The organism is Bosea sp. PAMC 26642 (genome assembly GCF_001562255.1).
Lineage (GTDB): Bacteria > Pseudomonadota > Alphaproteobacteria > Rhizobiales > Beijerinckiaceae > Allobosea.
Map to the genome: position 1 here is coordinate 130,000 of NZ_CP014301.1, position 16,450 is coordinate 146,449.

At 66.4% G+C, this 16,450-nt stretch carries 14 protein-coding genes and 1 tRNA gene; 6 read left to right on the forward strand and 9 right to left on the reverse strand.

Features of this window, described 5'->3' with window-relative positions:
* The first annotated feature begins 5 nt into the window (after nt 1-5).
* The gene (locus tag AXW83_RS00625; RefSeq protein ID WP_066619579.1) at nt 6-1,223 is read left to right on the forward strand and encodes a URC4/urg3 family protein; all 1,218 of its coding nucleotides are present in this window, start codon (nt 6-8) and stop codon (nt 1,221-1,223) included.
* Nucleotides 1,224-1,415: 192 nt separating this feature from the next.
* Nucleotides 1,416-2,057, forward strand: a complete 642-nt coding sequence (gene upp, locus AXW83_RS00630; RefSeq protein ID WP_066609741.1) for a uracil phosphoribosyltransferase — start codon at nt 1,416-1,418, stop codon at nt 2,055-2,057.
* Nucleotides 2,058-2,142: 85 nt separating this feature from the next.
* Here upp and AXW83_RS00635 read toward each other — a convergent pair whose 3' ends face one another.
* The 8 genes from AXW83_RS00635 to AXW83_RS00670 form a co-directional block, all read right to left on the reverse strand.
* Entirely contained in the window at nt 2,143-2,565 is a 423-nt protein-coding gene (locus AXW83_RS00635) for a DUF1236 domain-containing protein (RefSeq protein ID WP_066609743.1), read from the reverse strand.
* 222 nt (nt 2,566-2,787) lie between these two features.
* A complete protein-coding gene (locus AXW83_RS00640) occupies nt 2,788-3,759 on the reverse strand; it encodes a tripartite tricarboxylate transporter substrate-binding protein (protein WP_066609745.1) in 972 nt (323 codons plus the stop codon).
* A gap of 64 nt (nt 3,760-3,823) precedes the next feature.
* Entirely contained in the window at nt 3,824-5,323 is a 1,500-nt protein-coding gene (locus AXW83_RS00645) for a tripartite tricarboxylate transporter permease (RefSeq protein WP_066609747.1), read from the reverse strand.
* 4 nt (nt 5,324-5,327) lie between these two features.
* Nucleotides 5,328-5,846 (reverse strand): tripartite tricarboxylate transporter TctB family protein, encoded by a 519-nt coding sequence (locus tag AXW83_RS00650; RefSeq protein ID WP_082766866.1) that lies wholly within the window; start codon nt 5,844-5,846, stop codon nt 5,328-5,330.
* Nucleotides 5,846-6,853 carry a LysR family transcriptional regulator gene (locus AXW83_RS00655; RefSeq protein ID WP_066609756.1) on the reverse strand — a complete coding sequence of 336 codons (1,008 nt, stop codon included), beginning with the start codon at nt 6,851-6,853 and terminating at the stop codon, nt 5,846-5,848. Before AXW83_RS00655 ends, AXW83_RS00650 begins: the two co-directional genes overlap by 1 nt.
* A gap of 137 nt (nt 6,854-6,990) precedes the next feature.
* A complete protein-coding gene (locus AXW83_RS00660; protein WP_066609757.1) occupies nt 6,991-7,926 on the reverse strand; it encodes a DMT family transporter in 936 nt (311 codons plus the stop codon).
* Between the two features lie 85 nt (nt 7,927-8,011).
* On the reverse strand, nt 8,012-8,674 hold the full coding sequence (locus AXW83_RS00665; RefSeq protein ID WP_066609758.1) for a glutathione S-transferase family protein: 663 nt from the start codon (nt 8,672-8,674) through the stop codon (nt 8,012-8,014).
* Nucleotides 8,675-8,818: 144 nt separating this feature from the next.
* Nucleotides 8,819-10,207: an MFS transporter gene (locus AXW83_RS00670; RefSeq protein ID WP_066609760.1), complete on the reverse strand. Its 1,389-nt coding sequence runs from the start codon at nt 10,205-10,207 to the stop codon at nt 8,819-8,821.
* A 152-nt stretch (nt 10,208-10,359) separates the two neighbouring features.
* On the opposite strand from AXW83_RS00670, the gene AXW83_RS00675 reads away from it, so the two are divergent.
* The gene (locus AXW83_RS00675; RefSeq protein ID WP_168166038.1) at nt 10,360-11,220 is read left to right on the forward strand and encodes a LysR substrate-binding domain-containing protein; all 861 of its coding nucleotides are present in this window, start codon (nt 10,360-10,362) and stop codon (nt 11,218-11,220) included.
* 63 nt (nt 11,221-11,283) lie between these two features.
* On the opposite strand, the gene AXW83_RS00680 is transcribed toward AXW83_RS00675, so the two are convergent.
* Entirely contained in the window at nt 11,284-14,286 is a 3,003-nt protein-coding gene (locus AXW83_RS00680; RefSeq protein WP_066609762.1) for a PAS domain-containing sensor histidine kinase, read from the reverse strand.
* Between the two features lie 222 nt (nt 14,287-14,508).
* Between AXW83_RS00680 and AXW83_RS00685 the strand changes: the two genes are divergently transcribed.
* The 3 genes from AXW83_RS00685 (at nt 14,509) to AXW83_RS00695 (ending at nt 16,344) form a co-directional block, all read left to right on the forward strand.
* Nucleotides 14,509-14,904: a phasin gene (locus AXW83_RS00685; RefSeq protein ID WP_066609763.1), complete on the forward strand. Its 396-nt coding sequence runs from the start codon at nt 14,509-14,511 to the stop codon at nt 14,902-14,904.
* A 109-nt stretch (nt 14,905-15,013) separates the two neighbouring features.
* Entirely contained in the window at nt 15,014-16,132 is a 1,119-nt protein-coding gene (locus AXW83_RS00690) for a phasin family protein (RefSeq protein WP_066609764.1), read from the forward strand.
* A 135-nt stretch (nt 16,133-16,267) separates the two neighbouring features.
* Nucleotides 16,268-16,344 (forward strand) — tRNA-His (locus AXW83_RS00695).
* Nucleotides 16,345-16,450 lie beyond the last annotated feature (106 nt).

Below are 16,450 nucleotides of genomic sequence, written 5' to 3' on the forward strand. Positions count from 1 at the left end.
GCATGATGCCCGAACGTGACCCCGAGGCGCTGCGCCTGCTGCTCAAGCCTGCGGCGATCCGCGCCCGCGCCCAGGAGATGCTGGCGCTCGGCCTCGCGGGCCGGCTCCTCCATTTCACCGTCGATCCGGCACGGTTGGAGACCTGCGCCGACTATGTGCTCGACGTGATCCGCACTAACTACCCGACACTCGACATCCCCTTTCACGCCCGCTGGCGCCATTTCAACGTCGCCGGCATCGACCGCTGGAGCGTGCTCGACCGCGGCGCGGGCTTCACCGACGCCGATGCGCGCGGCCGCGCCGCCTATGATCTGGCGGTGGTCAGCGTCCTGCTCGATGCCGGCGCGGGACCGGACTGGGTCTATCGCGACGCCGTCAGCGGCCAGTCGATCGGACGTTCGGAGGGTCTGGCCCTGGCCTCGCTCGACATGTTCGCGGCCGGACTGTTCTCGAGCGATCCGCAGCAGCACCTGCGCGCCGATGCGGCCGCTCTCAAGCGCCTCGATGCGGACGCGCTGGCGGAAGGCTTCCAGGTCGGGCCCGGCAACACGCTGCTCGCGGTCGAGGGCCGCGCGGCGCTGCTGAACCGGCTCGGCGAGGAACTCGAGCGCCATGGTCTGGCGCGTCCGGGCGACCTGTTTGACCGCTTCCGCTCCGTTGCCGAGACGGGCACGATCCGGGCCGGCCATATCCTCAGCGAGGTGCTGGCCACCTTCGGCGGCATCTGGCCGTCGCGATTGACGCTCGCGGGCGTCGCGCTCGGCGACACCTGGCGTCACCCGCTGATCGCACCGGGCGAATCCACCGCGGGTCTCGTACCTTTCCACAAGCTCTCGCAATGGCTCTCCTATTCGCTGATCGAACCGCTGCAATGGGCCGGCATTTCGGTCATCGACATCGACGACCTGACCGGCCTGCCCGAATACCGCAATGGCGGGCTGTTCCTCGACATCGGCGTGCTCGCGCTCAAGGACGAAAGCGCCGCCGCTCGTTCTCATGAGGTCGGTTCTCCGCTCGTGGTGGAATGGCGGGCGCTGACGGTCGCCCTGCTCGACGAGATCGGCGCGATCATCCGCAAGCGGCTGGGCCGCACGCGTGAGGAACTGCCGCTCGCCAAGGTTCTGGAGGGCGGCACCTGGGCCGCCGGGCGCCGGATCGCCCGCGAGAAGCGCGCGGATGGCGGTCCGCCCTTGACCATCGTCAGCGACGGCACGGTATTCTGAAATTTGGTGGGCTCGCTCGGATCCACCCCGTCATCCCGGACAAGCCGCGTCAGCGGCGCCGATCCGGGATCCATCATAGGGCGCGATCATGCCTTACGATGGATCCCGGATCTGCGCTTCGCTCCGTCCGGGATGACGGCGGATATGCTTGAGGCGTGATCCGCCATGGCAACAGAAAAGGGTCTTGGTCGCATGAGCACGCATTCGGACGGCGTCACCGTCGTCGATCACCCGCTGGTGCGGCACAAGCTGACGTTGATGCGTGAGAAGGACCGCTCGACCAAGAGCTTCCGCCAGCTCCTCAACGAGATCGGCATGCTGCTCTGCTACGAGGTCACGCGCGACCTGCCGATCGAGATGATCGAGATCGAGACGCCGCTGACGAAGACCATGCAACCGATCATCGCCGGCAAGAAAATGGTCTTCGCGCCGATCCTGCGGGCCGGCGTCGGTTTCCTCGACGGCATGCTCGAACTGGTTCCGGCCGCCCGCGTCGCCCATATCGGCTTGTATCGCGACCCAGACACGCTGCAGGCGGTCGAATACTACTTCAAGGCGCCATCCGATGTCGCCGAGCGCATGATCGTGGTGATGGACCCAATGCTGGCGACGGCCAATTCCGCCGTGGCGGCGATCGACCGTCTGAAGGAGCGCGGCGCCAAGGATTTGCGCTTCGTCTGCCTGCTGGCGGCGCCGGAAGGGATCGCGCGGCTACGCGCCGCCCATCCCGACGTCCATATCTGGACGGCGGCCATCGACGAATGCCTGAACGACCATGGCTATATCGTGCCCGGCCTCGGCGATGCCGGCGACCGCATGTTCGGGACGCGCTGAAGACGCAAAACCCGCCCCGTTGCCGGGGCGGGCTATGATCTGAGTTACGGTCATCGTGGCGATGGCGTGTCTTCGTCGGACTGGATCACTCGATGATCTGTACGACGCGGCGGCTCTGCGGCTCGACGATCACCGGGCGGTTGTTGATGACCGTATAGCGGTACTCGCTGGCGCTCGGACCGTATTCGCGCGGCACCTCGTAATAGGTCACGCCGTCGTTCGGCAGCACGGTGCCGACCGCGACTGGCTCGGCGTAGGTATAGGATGGCCGGCGCTGCTCGACGACATAGGTCCGGAAGCGCGGGGTCTGGTCGCCGATGATGGCACCAACGACGGCGCCACCGACACCACCCACGACGGCGCCGACAGGCCCGCCGACGATGGCGCCGCCAACAGCGCCGGATGTCGCGCCGGCAGCAGCTCCGCCGGTTGCACCCTGCTGGTTCTGGGCGAAGGCTGTCGCGGGAACGGCAGCGAGCGCCGTGATGAGAACGATTGTCTTGATCATGGTCAGTTTCCTTTCCAACTCAGCCACCGAAGCGGCCTGGAAGCACAACCGACAGCGCGTGACTCTGTTCCCCCGCGCCCGTCACGAGATGTGACGATGTGTGACAACGTCCCGATTACCGGCTTCGATCAGAGGTTGGGGCCATCACCGCCAGGCGGCAGTGGCATACAAAAATGGCGGGCCGCAAGGCCCGCCATCCTCCGGCTGCCTGCTGCAAACCGCCTATTTAGGCGCGGCGGACAGAACCGGGCTCAACTTGTCGGCGTCACGCTTGATCAGGGCGGCAAAGCCCGCCGGCGTGCGTTCCTCGGCGGTGGGCAGGACCGTGCCGAGATCGAGCAGGCGCTTCTTCGTGGCCTCGTCGTTCAGCGCCTTGTTCAACGCATCGACGAGCCTGTCGACGACCTCCTTGGGCGTGCCCTTCGGCGCGACGACGCCGTTCCAGGCCTCGATCTGGTAGTCTGGCAGGCCGGCTTCCTTGGTGGTCGGCACGTTCGGCAGTGCGGGAGAGCGCTCGGCCGAGGCAATCGCATAGGCGCGGATCGTGTCGGCCTTGACCTGCTCGGCGACGCTGACGATCTGGTCGCACATGAAATCGACCTGGCCGGAGACGAGATCGTTCAGGGCCGGTCCCGTGCCGCGATAGGCGACGGCGTTGAGCTTCGGCACGCCAAGTTGGCCCTTGAGCAGCGTGCAGGTCGTCCACGAGACCGAGCCCACGCCGGCATGAGCCTCGTTGAACTTGTCAGGCGCCCCCTTCACGGCAGCGACGAATTCTTTCAGATCCTTGGCTGGAAAATTCTTTTTGGCCACGATCACGATCGGGATGCCGCCGGCAAGCCCGATAGGCTGGATACCGTTGATCGGGTCATATTTCAGGCCCGGATAGGTTGCTGGCGCCGCCGAGAAGGTGCCCAGATGCCCCATCGCAATAGTGTAGCCATCGGCCGGGGCGCTCATCGCGCGGGTGATGCCAGTGGTGCCGCCGGCGCCGGCGACGTTCTCGATCACGACCTGCTGGCCGAGCGTCTTCGACATGTGGTCGCCGACGATGCGCGCGCCGATATCGGTCGGGCCGCCGGCCGCGAACGGTACGATCATGGTGACCGGACGGGTGGGGTAGCCTTGCGCCTGCGCGCCGCCCATCAGGGCAAGCGAGATCGCAGCGGCGAGGCCGAGCGCACGGTTCTTCATTGGGTATCCTCCCTGAGATTGTTGGGAATAGAGTTGGGGTAGGGCGCGAGGCGTCGCAACCCCGTCATTCGGTGAAGACTTCGTCGCGTTTTTTATTGATTGAGGGGAGGAGGGCGACGACGAGGATGGCGACGGCGACGAGGAGGAGGCCGGCGGAGATCGGCCGCTCCAGGAAGGTCATGAAGGAGCCGCGCGAGATGATCAGGGCCTGGCGCAGCTTCTCTTCCATCAGCTTGCCGAGGACGAAGCCGAGCAGCATCGGCGCAGGCTCGAAGCCGAGCTTGATCAGCAGGTAGCCGAACAGCCCGAACATCGCGGTGAAGGCGACGTCGACCGGCTGGTTGTTGACCGAGTAGATGCCGATGCAGCAGAAGATCAGGATCGACGGGAACATCAGCCGGTAGGGCACCTGCAGCAGCTTCACCCAGAGGCCGACCAGCGGCAGGTTGATGACGAGCAGCATCAGGTTGCCGATCCACATCGAGGCGATCATGCCCCAGAACAGCTCCGGGTTCTTGGTCATGACCTGCGGGCCGGGGATGATGCCGTGGATCGTCATGGCGCCGACCATCAGCGCCATCACGGCATTGGGCGGGATGCCGAGCGTCAGCAGCGGGATGAAGGCCGTCTGCGCGCCGGCATTATTGGCCGATTCAGGCCCCGCGACGCCCTCGATCGCGCCCTTGCCGAAGCGGGACGGGTCCTTGGCCAGTTTCTTTTCGAGCGTATAGCTCGCAAACGGCCCCAGCACCGCGCCATTGCCCGGCAGGATGCCGAGGATGCCGCCGAGAAGCGTGCCGCGGATGACGGGAGCCGTCGACTGCTTGATGTCGTTCCAGTCGGGCAGAAGGCGCCCGATCTTGGCGCGGACCACGTCCCGGGTTTCGGTGTTCTCGAGATTGCGCAGCACCTCGGCGAAGCCGAACACGCCCATCGCCAGCACGGCGAAGTCGATGCCGTCGGCCAGCGGCGGGAAGCCCATCGTCATGCGCTCCTGGCCGGTCTCGAGATCGGTGCCGACGGTGGAGAGCAGCAGGCCGAGCATGATCATGCAGAAGGCCTTCAGGATCGAGCCGCGCGCCAGCACGACCGCGAAGCACAGGCCCATCACCATCAGCGAGAAATACTCCGCCGGCCCAAACAGCAAGGCGAGCTTGGTCAGCGGTGCGCCCAGCGCGGCGATGAACAGGGTCGCGACGCAGCCGGCGAAGAAGGAGCCGAGCGCGGCGGTGCCGAGCGCGACGCCGGCGCGGCCCTGCCTGGCCATCTGGTGGCCGTCCAGCGTGGTCACGACCGAGGTCGCCTCGCCGGGAATGTTGACCAGGATGGCGGTGGTCGAGCCGCCATACTGGGCGCCGTAATAGATGCCCGCCAGCATGATCAGCGCGCCGACCGGATCGAGCCCGAAGGTGATCGGCAGCAGGATGGCGATGGTGGCGATGGGCCCGACGCCGGGCAGCACGCCGATGAGCGTGCCGACGAGGCAGCCGGCGAAGCACAAGGCGAGGTTCTGCAGCGACAGCGCGACGCCGAAGCCGAGGGAGAGATTGGCGAACATGTCCATCGTATCAGATTCCCAGGAGCCAGGGCGCGAGCGGGATCGGCAGCGACAGCGCGTATTTGAACAGGAGCGCGCAGGCCGTGCTCATGACCACCGCGAAGATCACCAGTTCCCTGGGCCGGTAGTCGTCGGCGGCCAGGCCCGAGATCAGGATGACCAGCGGACCGGCGACGGCCAGCCCGAGCTGCGGCACATGGATCGGGCCGATGTCGAAGCCGCGGATGCACAGCCCGAAGACGCAGGCCGCACCCAGCACGAAGAAGACGCCGCGCCACGACCAGCCCGACAGCGCCTCGCCATGAAAGCGCAGGCTCGACAGCACCAGCAGCGCACCAAGCCCCGCGCAGATCGCCGCAAACGACTTCGGCAGCATACCCGGCCCGAGCTGGCGCAGCGTGCCCATCGGCAGCTCCCACGACATGACGAAGGCGATCGCCGCCAGCAATATCATGAACAGCCCGGCAGCAAGATCCTGCGTCGAGCGAATGCGCACTCCTTGAGACCTTTCGATCGGGTTCAAACTCATCAGGATCCTCCGGCTTGCGACCCGGCGATGCGGGCTGGGTATTTTATCTTCGGGGTTGGTCGTCTTGCGCTCGGTGGCACGATGAAAGGCAGCACGTGCCGCTCGTCGATCAGCGTCACGCTTTCGCGCAGGATGGCGAGGAAGTCGTCGCGGGCGCCGAGCTTCTGGTGCGGGCGCCAGGCGATGCCGACGAGTGCACCGGGCGGTGGCGGGTCGAGCAGAGCGCCGCGCAGCTTGCGCATCGTCACGCCGGGAAAGCTCAGTCGCGAGACCCAGTCGGGCGCCAGCGCCATGCCGAGCCCGGCCGCCACGGCCGACATCATGGCCGGCTTTTCGGTTGCCTCGATGATGACGTTGGGAACCGAGCCGACGCTTTCAAAATAGGCCATCATCAGATCATAGGCGAAGGGCCGGATCCGCTTTGAGGGAACGACGAAAGGCTCGCCGACCAGATCGAGCATCGTCAGGTGCTCGCGCTGCGCCAGGGGGTGTGTCTCGTTGAGCACCACGATCGGCCGTTCGACGCGCAGCACCTCGAAAGCGCAGTCGGTCGGCTTGCGCGGCGGACGGGTCAAGGCCAGGTCGAGTTTGCCTGCTTCCAGCATCTGGATCAGCGCCGCGGTCATCGCCTCGACGAACTTGATCTCGATGCCGGGATAGAGCCGGCGGAAGCTCGCCAGCGCCTCGGGCACAAAGCTCGACGAGGCGGCGTCGATCGCACCGATGCGCAGCACCTTGCCCGATGCCAGCGAGGCCTGCCGCACGGCCCGCGAGGCGTGCTCCATCTTGACGAGGATGCTCTTGGCCTCCTCCAGCATGATCAGCCCGGCCCGCGTCATCGCCACCTGCCGCGTCGTGCGGGTCAGAAGGCTGACACCGAGCTCGTCTTCGAGCGCGCTGATCTGTCTGGAAAGGGCTGGTGGCGCGAGTCCGAGCCGTTCGGCCGCCCGGCCGAAATGAAGCTCCTCCGCCACCGCGATGAAACATCGCAGTTGCCGCACATCCATGATGGTCCGTCTGCTCCCCTCTGGCGTATCGTTTTCCGATATCTTCCAGTCGCTCTCGTGATGCGCATAGCGATTGCCGTCGCGAAAGCGACCCTAGAGCAATTCATAATTTTTTGGCAATAAAGCCTGGCCGCAAATCACGCGCGCTGGACGTTTTTTTCACCGCGCCTGAAAAGGCGGCCATCGATCAGGGCCAGGCCGAGGAAAATCGCGCCCATTCCGGCGAAATGGCGCGGCAGCAGCACTTCTCCGAGCAGGCCGACGCCCATCAGGATGGCACTGACAGGGATCAGGAAGGTGACGAGCATGGCGTTGCTGCCGCCGGCGCGCCGCATGATCTCGAAAAAGATCACATAGGCGAGCGCTGTCGAGAGCAGGGCGAGCGCGACGAGCGCCATACCGGCGTTCCATGAGGGCACGGGCAATGTCGAGGGCGGCGTCAGGATCAGCACGAGCGGCAGCGTCATGATGGTCGTGGCCGTGAGCTGGCCCGCCGCCGTGACCAGCGGCGGCAATCCGCGAAAGCGCCGGCCGTAGAGACCGGCGAACCCATAGGACAGGGCCGCCCCGAGGCAGGCGAGCTGCGGCAGCAGCGCACCTTGCAGGCCGCCGAGCGCATCGGGCCCCATCAGGATCGCCACACCGGCGATCCCGGCCAGCACGCCCGCGATCTTGAGCGGCGTCGCCTTCTCATCGGTTGCGAACAGATGCGCGACGATGACGCCAAACAGCGGCGTGGTCGCGTTTAGGATCGCCGAGACCCCGCTCTGGAGCTGGGTCTGGCCCCAGAAAATCAGGCTGAACGGAATCAGGTTGTTCAGCAGTCCCATGCCGAAGAAGGCGAGCCACATCGTTCGGCCGACCGCCATGCTCAGGCCCCGAGCACGCAAAACGAGATAGAGCACCAGCGCAGCCAGGCCGACGCGGGAGAGGACGACGACGAGCGGCGGCCATTCCCCCACGGCGATCTTGCCGAAGAAGAACGAGCCGCCCCACAAAAGCGAGAGAGTCAGGAGCAGGACCCACTCGCGCAGGCCCATCGACGGCGTGGAAGAGGTCGGAGCGGGTTCCATCGCGAGGTTCCTGGCTGTTGCGGCGTGTTCGGCTCGCGCAGCCTTCGCTAGTACCCTCGGCCGTTCGCCACCACCCGCTTTCTGGTCAGGCCGGCTCGGCATCCCGCGCCTGCCACATCGCCTTGAAGGCGGGGCGGGCATGGCAGGCATCGAGCCAGGCCTTCACATGCGGTGCCGCCTCGAACAGCTGCGTTCCCGGCTTGGCATAGCGGATGATCTCGGCGACGTTGATGTCCGCGACGGTGAAGCGCCCGCCCATGACGAAGCCGCCATTGGCTGCGATGGCCTTGTCCAGAACGGCGAAGGGACCGGGAAGGGCGGCCAGCGCGGCCTCGACCAGTTCGGGCTTGCGCTTCTCGGGCGGATACGCCGCCAGATGATATTGCAGGTTCAGCGCATGGCCTTCGCAGGCCGTCGCCGCCCAGAGCGACCACATCACCGCCAAACCCTCCTCCTGCGCATCCTTGGGGGCCAGCGGCCCGCCATGCTTGCGCGCGAGATAGAGATTGATCGCCAGCGATTCCGACAGGACGAAGCCGTCATCGTCGATCGCCGGGATCTGCCCGTTGGGATTGATCTTCAGGAAGTCCGGGTTCTGGGTGTGCAGCGGCGCATCGGGAGCATCCGGCTCCGGCAGGCGATAGACCTGGATCACCGGGACATGGGTGAAGCGCAGGCCAAGTTCGTGGGCGAACCAGATATTGCGCGAGGCGCGCGAGCGGTAGCAGCCATAGATGGTCAGGGACATGTGGAGCAGGCCTTCGGAGGAGGGATGCGACGACGCTTCTTACAGGAGAGTTGTTTTGCGCGCATCATGTCCGGAACTGGGGAGGAGGGCGCATCCGCTTGCGACCCTGACCGGATATAGATTTGTCGCCACGCCACCCCAGAATCAGCGCCTGTCCCTGCGGCTGGGTGAGTTTGGGAGCAGAAGGCAGGCTAGTACTCCGCACGCCGACGCAGCGGTCGCAAACCCGAAGGGCCAAACGAAGCCGGTTGCAGATAGGTCGGCGGGCGTAAGGGCGCCAAGCGCAGCGACGCCCATCGCAAAACCGGCCTGCCTCGCGACTACGGTGACGGCCGATGCCATGCCGCTGGCCTCCGGCGGCGCGAGCGCCATCACGGACCCGGAGAGTTGCGGATGGGACAGCGCTGCCCCTGTGCCGATCAGCATCATCCCGGCGAAGGCCCACGCGAGGGCCAGCACCGTGGGTTCCGTGAGCGCCGCTGCGGCGAGGGCGCATCCACCGATCGCTATCAGCGTCAGCGCTGTTGCGAACAGCCGCCGCCAGCCTAGCCGGGACGCGAGGCGACCGCCGAAGGGCGGGATGACAAGCATGGGGAGGGTCGCGGCCAGCAGCGCCAGCCCGGCCGAACTGGCCGTCCAGCCGAAGGCAGTGCCCAGGAAAAGCGGCAGGTAGACGAGGACGGCCCAGTATCCCGCCGAGACGGCCAGCAGCAGGGCAGCGACGCCCGCCATCGGTCGGCTCGCGAAAACGGCCGGATCGAGCATCGGCCGGGGCTGCCGCCGTTGGCGGACGGCGAACAACGCGAGAAGTCCGGCACCCCCAGCGAGCCCGATCGCCATGCGGATCAGCGAATAGCGGGCTTCCAGAATACCTTCGATCACCAGCCCTAGCGCCAGGGTCAGGATAGCGACCCCGACCAAGTCCAGCGGCTTGTCCGTACTGTCGCGCATCTCGGCCACGACACGCGGCACCACGAGCGCAATCAGGATGCAGAATGGCAGGTTGGCCAGGAAGATCCATCGCCATCCCAGCCCGGATCCGATCATGCCGCCCAAGCTGGGCCCCAGAGCCATGGCGACCCCGGAAACGACGCCGACGATACCGAAGGCCCGCGCACGCGTTCCCGGAGCCGGAAACGCGGTCGCGATTGAGGCGAAAGCCCCGGTCACCAGAAAGGCCGCACCGCAGCCCTGCGCCGCGCGGGCCATCAGGAAGAGCGGACTGTTCCACGCGAGGCCGCAGGCAAGGGATGCCAAGAGGAACCATGCATTCCCGATGATGAGCGACCGACGCCGGCCGAAGCGGTCGGCCAGGGCGCCCGCCACGAGCAAGGTCGCGGTAAAGGCGAGGCTGTAGGCGTCGATGATCCAGGCCAAGACGTCCACGCGGATGCCGAGGTCCGTCCCGATTGCCGGCATGACGACCACGACTGAGGTCACGTCGAAATTCGCCAGGAAGGCTCCGAGGCCGAGCGTGGCCGCGGTTAGCCGGCCACGGGCATTCCAGGCATCGTGTTCCGGAGAGTGCTGCATGGTTCCGGCATGGCTTGTCAGGCACCCCCAGGGCAAATGAGCATTGCTTTGCACGCCATGAAGTTATTTCATGCGATGTGCTTTCGATCTCAGCCCAGATGCCGCCCTTCGCGGGCCTGCTGACTTTCGAGGCTGTGCTACGGCTAGGCAGCATGACGCTCGCCGCCGATGAACTCGGCCTGACGCAGAGCGCCGTCAGTCGCCGGATACGGGCGTTGGAAAGCTTCTTCGGCGTCCCTCTGCTTGAGCGGCTCAACCCCGGCCTGCGCGCGACCGAGGCCGGCTTGCGACTCGCCGGCGAACTCGCTCCGCTGCTAGGCACACTCGCAGGTATGCGACGCCGGGTCGCCAACCAGTCGGGGCCCCGCGCCTTCCGGCTCGGTCTCAGCACGTCACTGCTGGCTTGGTGGCTGTCGCCCCGCCTTCCGGCTCTCTGCGGCGCCTTCCCGGACCTGTCCATTGAGGTTTGTACCTGGGACACGGCGGGCGCGGCTGCGCGCGCCGAGGTTGACCTCGCCCTGTTATGGCTGCCGCACGCGGGCAGGATCGAAGGAGCTTGCGATCTGCCATTTCCACCGGAGAGTGTTTTCCCCGTTGCCACACCGAAGCTCCTCAGAACAATTCGGCCTGGGCTGGACTGGCAGGCGCTTCCGCTCCTGGCGAAGGGGCGTCGGGGCGAAGAAACAGGGCGGGAATGGTCCTGGGCGACTTGGCTGCGGGGAGCTGCAGGCCACGAATCGATGCGCTTTCCCGATATCGGTAGCTCCCTCCAGGCGGCGATGGACGGCAATGGTGTGGCTCTAGCGCGGTCGCTTCTCGTCGCCGATGCTCGACGTCAACAACGCCTTGTGCGTCTGGCTGAGCCGGGTGAGGTGCACGCCTGCTCCAAGATGCAAGTCGCCCGTTGGAGGGATCCCCGGGACAAAACAGCCGAGCGCATGGCGATGTGGCTCGTGTCGTCAGCAAGACTGGAGGTTATGGCAGAGAAAGGTATGTCGGCTGATGCGCCCTGATCCGCAAGTCGTGAACATCGCACGCTATGTCTGCTGTTGACCCTGAGGCGCCACTCCCACCTCCTACCCCGCCAGTACCCGCTGCGGCGGAAATGTAATCTCCACCAGCGTGCCTTCCTTCTTGACGCTGGTGATCGTCATCGCCGCCCGGTTGGCCTCGACCAGCGCCTTGGTCAGCGGCAGTCCGAGCCCCGTGCCACCCTTGCGACGCGTCGTCGGCACCTGGCGGAAGGGCTCCAGCGCCAGCGCGATCTCGCTGTCGTCCATGCCGATGCCGGTGTCGCGCACCCGCAGGATCGCCTCGCCCTGATCGCCGAGCGCCGTCGAGACGATGACCTGCCCGCCTGCGTCGGTGAACTTCACGGCGTTCGAGAGCAGGTTGATCACGATCTGCCGGATCGAGCGCTGGTCGGCGACGACCGGCGGCAGTTTCGGCGAAAGCCCCGAGCGCAGCACCACCCGGCCGCGCTGGGCCTCGGGCTGGAGCAAAGCGACGGCCGAGAGCGCGATCTCGTTCAGGTTGACGCTCTCGAAATCGAGATCGAGCTTGCCGGCCTCGATCTTGGCGAGGTCGAGCAGGTCGTTGACGAGGCTGATGACGTAGCCGCCCGACTGGTGGATATCGCGCAGATATTCCTTGTAGCGCTCATTGGCGATCGGCCCGAAGCGCTCCTCCGCCATCACCTCGGCGAAGCCAATAATGGCATTCAGCGGCGTCCTGATCTCATGGCTGATCTTGGCGAGCACGTCGGATTTTTGCGCGCTCGCCTTCTCCGCCGCCTTGCGCGCCTCGACCAGTTCGCCCTCGGTCTTTTTCCAGGCCGTGATGTCACGCAGCACCGCGCAATAGCGCCGCTCGGCGCCGTCGGCGATCTGGCCCATCGTCATGAACAGCGGAATCCTGCCGCCCTGGCGCACGCGGCCGATAACCTCGCGACCGTCGTTCATCACCGAGGCGACGCCGCCGCCCTTCAGCCCTTCGAGATAGTCGAGCGCCGGCCCATGGCTCTCCGCCGAGAACAGCAGCGTGAACAATTCGCCCGTGACCTCGCGCTGGTCGTAGCCGAACAGCGCCTCGGCCGTCCGGTTGAGCGAGAGCACACGGCCGCGCTCGTCCACGGTGACGACGCCGTCGGTCGCGGTGTCGAGCATCGCCACGAGTTCGGCGATGCGACCTTCGCGGGCATCGACATCAAGTCGAAGCGCCTCGACACGCGCCGCGCTCTCGGCGTCCTCGGCCTCGAACTCGGCTGCAAGCTCGGCTTCCTCCGCCTCCTCCGGTGTCAGAGCCTTGACCTCGCCGCCACCGCCGGGATGGCGGAAGGCCATCAGCGTCGCCGGCTCGCCTTGCCAGGAGACGGTGGAGATCACCGCATCGACGCTGACGAGATGGCTCAGCCGGTCGATCAGGATCATTGCGCCGCCATCGGCACGCGTCGCCTCCTTGATCAGGCGGCTGACGCCGCCGCCAGCGATGAGATCGTCGAGATCGGCATAGTCGAGCAGGTCGAGCAGCGTCCGGTTGGCATAGAGTGCCGTGTCGCCGCGATTGACCAGCACAGCGACCGGCAGCCGGTCGAGCACGTCGGCATGGGAGTTTGGCAGCCGCGAGCGCGTCTCGGGGACAGGCGCGGCGGGGGGCGGCGCTACGACCTCGCTTCCTGGCGTCGCGACGGCAGGGATCCGGGGCTCGATGTCCGCAGGAGCCGGGAGCGCAGGCCGGCGGCGGTCCTCCCTCAGCTGCAGCGAGGCAGCCGGCGGCAGGCGTGGGGCAACCTCGTCGTCGCCAGCGATCCGTGCGCCCAGCGCCTTGGCGATTTCGCGAAAGGCATTGCGCTCGGCCGAACTGAGATTGGGCTTCGACGGCTCCAGCATCGGCCGGACCGACGCCAGATGACCATTGCGCAGCGGCACGATGTTGGCGCCGGGCGAAGGCGGCACACGCTCGCTACCTGTTCTGGCAGCAACCGGAGACGGGGCCTCGGCAGGCGCGGCTGGCGGAGCCTCGTCGTTGGCAAGCTCGTCGGCTTCGGGCAAAGCCGGGGGCGCGTCCGCATCAAGAATCTCGGCCGTCTCGGGGGCGAAGTCCCCGGCGGCTTCGATCGTGTCGCTGTCGATGCCCGTTTCGGCTTCGGAAAAGGCCGGCTCCGGCCGGATCTCCGCCGTCGCAAGGTCCTCGGCCACAACCACCGTCATATCGGGCTCGGGCGCGATCGCGTCCGGCCCTGGATCGGAGGCTTGGGCGAGAGGGAACGCTTCGCGCTCCTGCGGTCGGGCCATGCCGAAGCCGCGAAATCCGGCGAGCTGCCTGTCGGCATCCAGAACCGGCACGCCGGAGAGCTCGACCCGCACGCCCTCGTCGGACGACCCCACGCGCCACAGCACGCTATGGCCGCTCCAAGTCGCGGGTGTGGCCAGCAGGTGGGCGAGCTTGCCGTCCTCGTCGAGCACGTCGCCGGCGACGAGATCGCTCCAGTTGCGCCCTATTAAGGTGTCAGGAGCGCGTTCGATCACCTCGGCGATGTCGGGCGAGACCCGTGTCAGCAGGCCGGCCGCATCGCTTTGCCAAAGGAAACGGACAAGGGCGCGCTTCGGTGCGGCCTGGGGAACATCGGCCACAGCCGGCGCAGGCACGCCATCCTGCGGGGCGGTGCTCGCGGCGGCCGGCACTTCGGAAGAGGGAACCACGATCCCAAGGCGGCGCAATTCGGACGCAGCCACTGCCACGGCCAGCACCGGCGCGCCATCGGCGCCGGTCGCGAGCATGCAGCCGCAGGTGACCATCGTCGCGGCAAAGCCTGAGGTCAGTCTCAGCCGTTCGAGCCGCACGGCATTGCGCGGCGCCAGCCCGGCGGCCAGAAGCGCGAAGCGCTGCAGCGTCGCCGGCGGCAGGTGGGCCTCGGCCTTGTCCGCGCCGAGCAGCGCGCGCGCGGCCGCGTCGAGATAGCCCGGCCGTGCCGTGTCGTTGTCCCAGAGCAGCAGGGCGCCGTTCGCGAAAGACGCCATTGCGGCATCGCTCGCGACCGCCGCGCCAAGGCGCGCCCAGTTCTCTTCGGCTTCGTTCATCCGCCCGCTCGTCTGGTCCGCGCCATTAAGGCTAACAACTCCTTAATAGCCTCCAAACGATTGCAAATCCATGGAACCTTGCGTCGCTGTCCCGCGTCTCGTCAAAACAGCGTTAACGTGGGAACGTGACGTCCGCTCCGGCGTTGTCATTGCAGCGCAACAATGATATTGCAGTGCACAATAGCCGGAACGGCCAGTCGCTAACCCAAGGAGGATGCCCCGATGAACGCCAAGTTTCCCAACGAAGTCCCGACCGAGATGCGTGAGTTCGCCGAGAAGAGCGTCGACCAGGCCCGCAAGGCCTTCGACGGATTCATCGGCGCCGCGACGAAAGCGGTCGATACCGCCCATGGTTCTGCCGAAACCGCTCGCGTCAACGCCCAGGACATGACCCGCAAGGCGATGACCTATGCGGAGACCAATGTCGCGGCCGCCTTCGACCTCGCCCAGAAGATGGTCCGGTCAAAGGACCTGACCGAAGTCATGCAGCACCAGTCGGAATTCATGAAGTCGCAGATGGCTTCGCTCCAGACCCAGATCAAGGAAATGGGTTCGGCTGCTCAGGATGTCGCGCGCAAGGCGGCCGACACGGCCGCCAAGGCGACGAAGATGAAATGAGTCGGTAGCCGGCGGGCCTCGGTCCATCGCATCCGGCGACCGCACGATAGCCGAATCGGCCGGGCCTCAAGCCCGGCCTCCGCTGTTACATCGTTGAAGGAGAACCGCGATGGTCAAGCCCGCTCCGATCAAGATGCCGATCAGTCTTGCGCCCGTCACCGCGATGTCCGGTGTCACGGCGATCGAGACGAAGGCGCAGCCTGCGTCCGTCAAGACCGCCGAGCCCGTCGCCAAGACGCCCGATCCGAAGCCCATCGAGGTCAAGGCGGCCGAAGCCAAGCCTGTCGAGGCCAAGATCCCCGAGGCCAAGCCTATCGAGGCCAAGATGCCCGAAGCCAAAATCCCTGAGGCCAAAATCCCTGAGGCCAAGATCCCGGAAGCCAAGCCCGTGGAAGCCAAGCCTGCAGAGGTAAAGCCCGCCGCGCCGTCGCCTGCGCCCGTATCGGCGAAGCCAGCGGCTGCTTCGGCTCCCGAGCCCGCGAAAGCCACTCCAAAAGCGGCTGCTGCCCCCGCGAAACATTCCGCTCCCGCCAAGAAGGCCAAGGCGGAATCCACGACGATGCGCGTGCCGCCCTTCAAGACCCGCATCGAAAAGGCGCCGCCACCCAAGGCAGCAGCCAAGTCTGCTGGGGCCAAGTCGGCCGCAGCGAAGTCTGCTGGAGCCAAATCGGCCGCAGCCCAGTCTGTTGCGCCGAAATCCCCCGCGACCAAGTCGGCCCCGGCTGCTGGCATGGCCAAGGCTGCGTCCTCTGCGGAGGCGGTGGTAAAAGCCGCGTCCACAGCTCCTGCAAAGCTCGCCCCCGCGGCCAGGCCGGTCGTCGATGCCGGTGCCGCCCTCACGAAGCAGGCGGCCGAGACGACCCGGAAGATAGTTGCAAAGACGATCGAGAGCGCCAAGGTGGCAGCCAAGCCGATTCCATCCAAAGCCACGCCGCTGACGACCCCAATGCCGCCCGTTCCGGAATTCGCCCAGCTGAGCGCCACGGCGCTGATAACGCAGACACTGACCATGGCGCGCACCTTCGGCGCGCTTCAGGCCAAAATGCTCGATCACGCCTGCGCTTCGCTCAAGGCGACGCTGGACGATGCCGAAACGCTCGCCCGCTCCGACAGCGCCGCCGACGCGGTTGCGCTGCAGGCCAAGGCCGTCCGCCGTGGTTACGAAGCCTATTCGGCGCATCTGAAGGAGCTCGCCCGGATCGCCAGCACACCACTCCGTCAGCGGTAAGGAAACACTGGGACGCCCTGTCGGATTTCATCCGGTGCAGTGCGAATTCCCCGGTTGCAATCAGGTGGCGTCGGTTCTAGGTTCCGCGCCGCCGCCGACCGTGCGATCGCAAGCGATCGCCAGCGCCGGGTGCGGGCAGCCATAGCTCAGTTGGTTAGAGCGCTAGATTGTGGATCTAGAGGTCCCCCGTTCAAGCCGGGGTGGCTGTACCACCCGCACCCCGTTGAAAATGTTGATATTTTTATCAGATGCGGCGCTGGATTTTGGAACCCAGTTGCCGTTGTTATGGGCTGGGGTTCCACTAGGGTTCCAACGTCG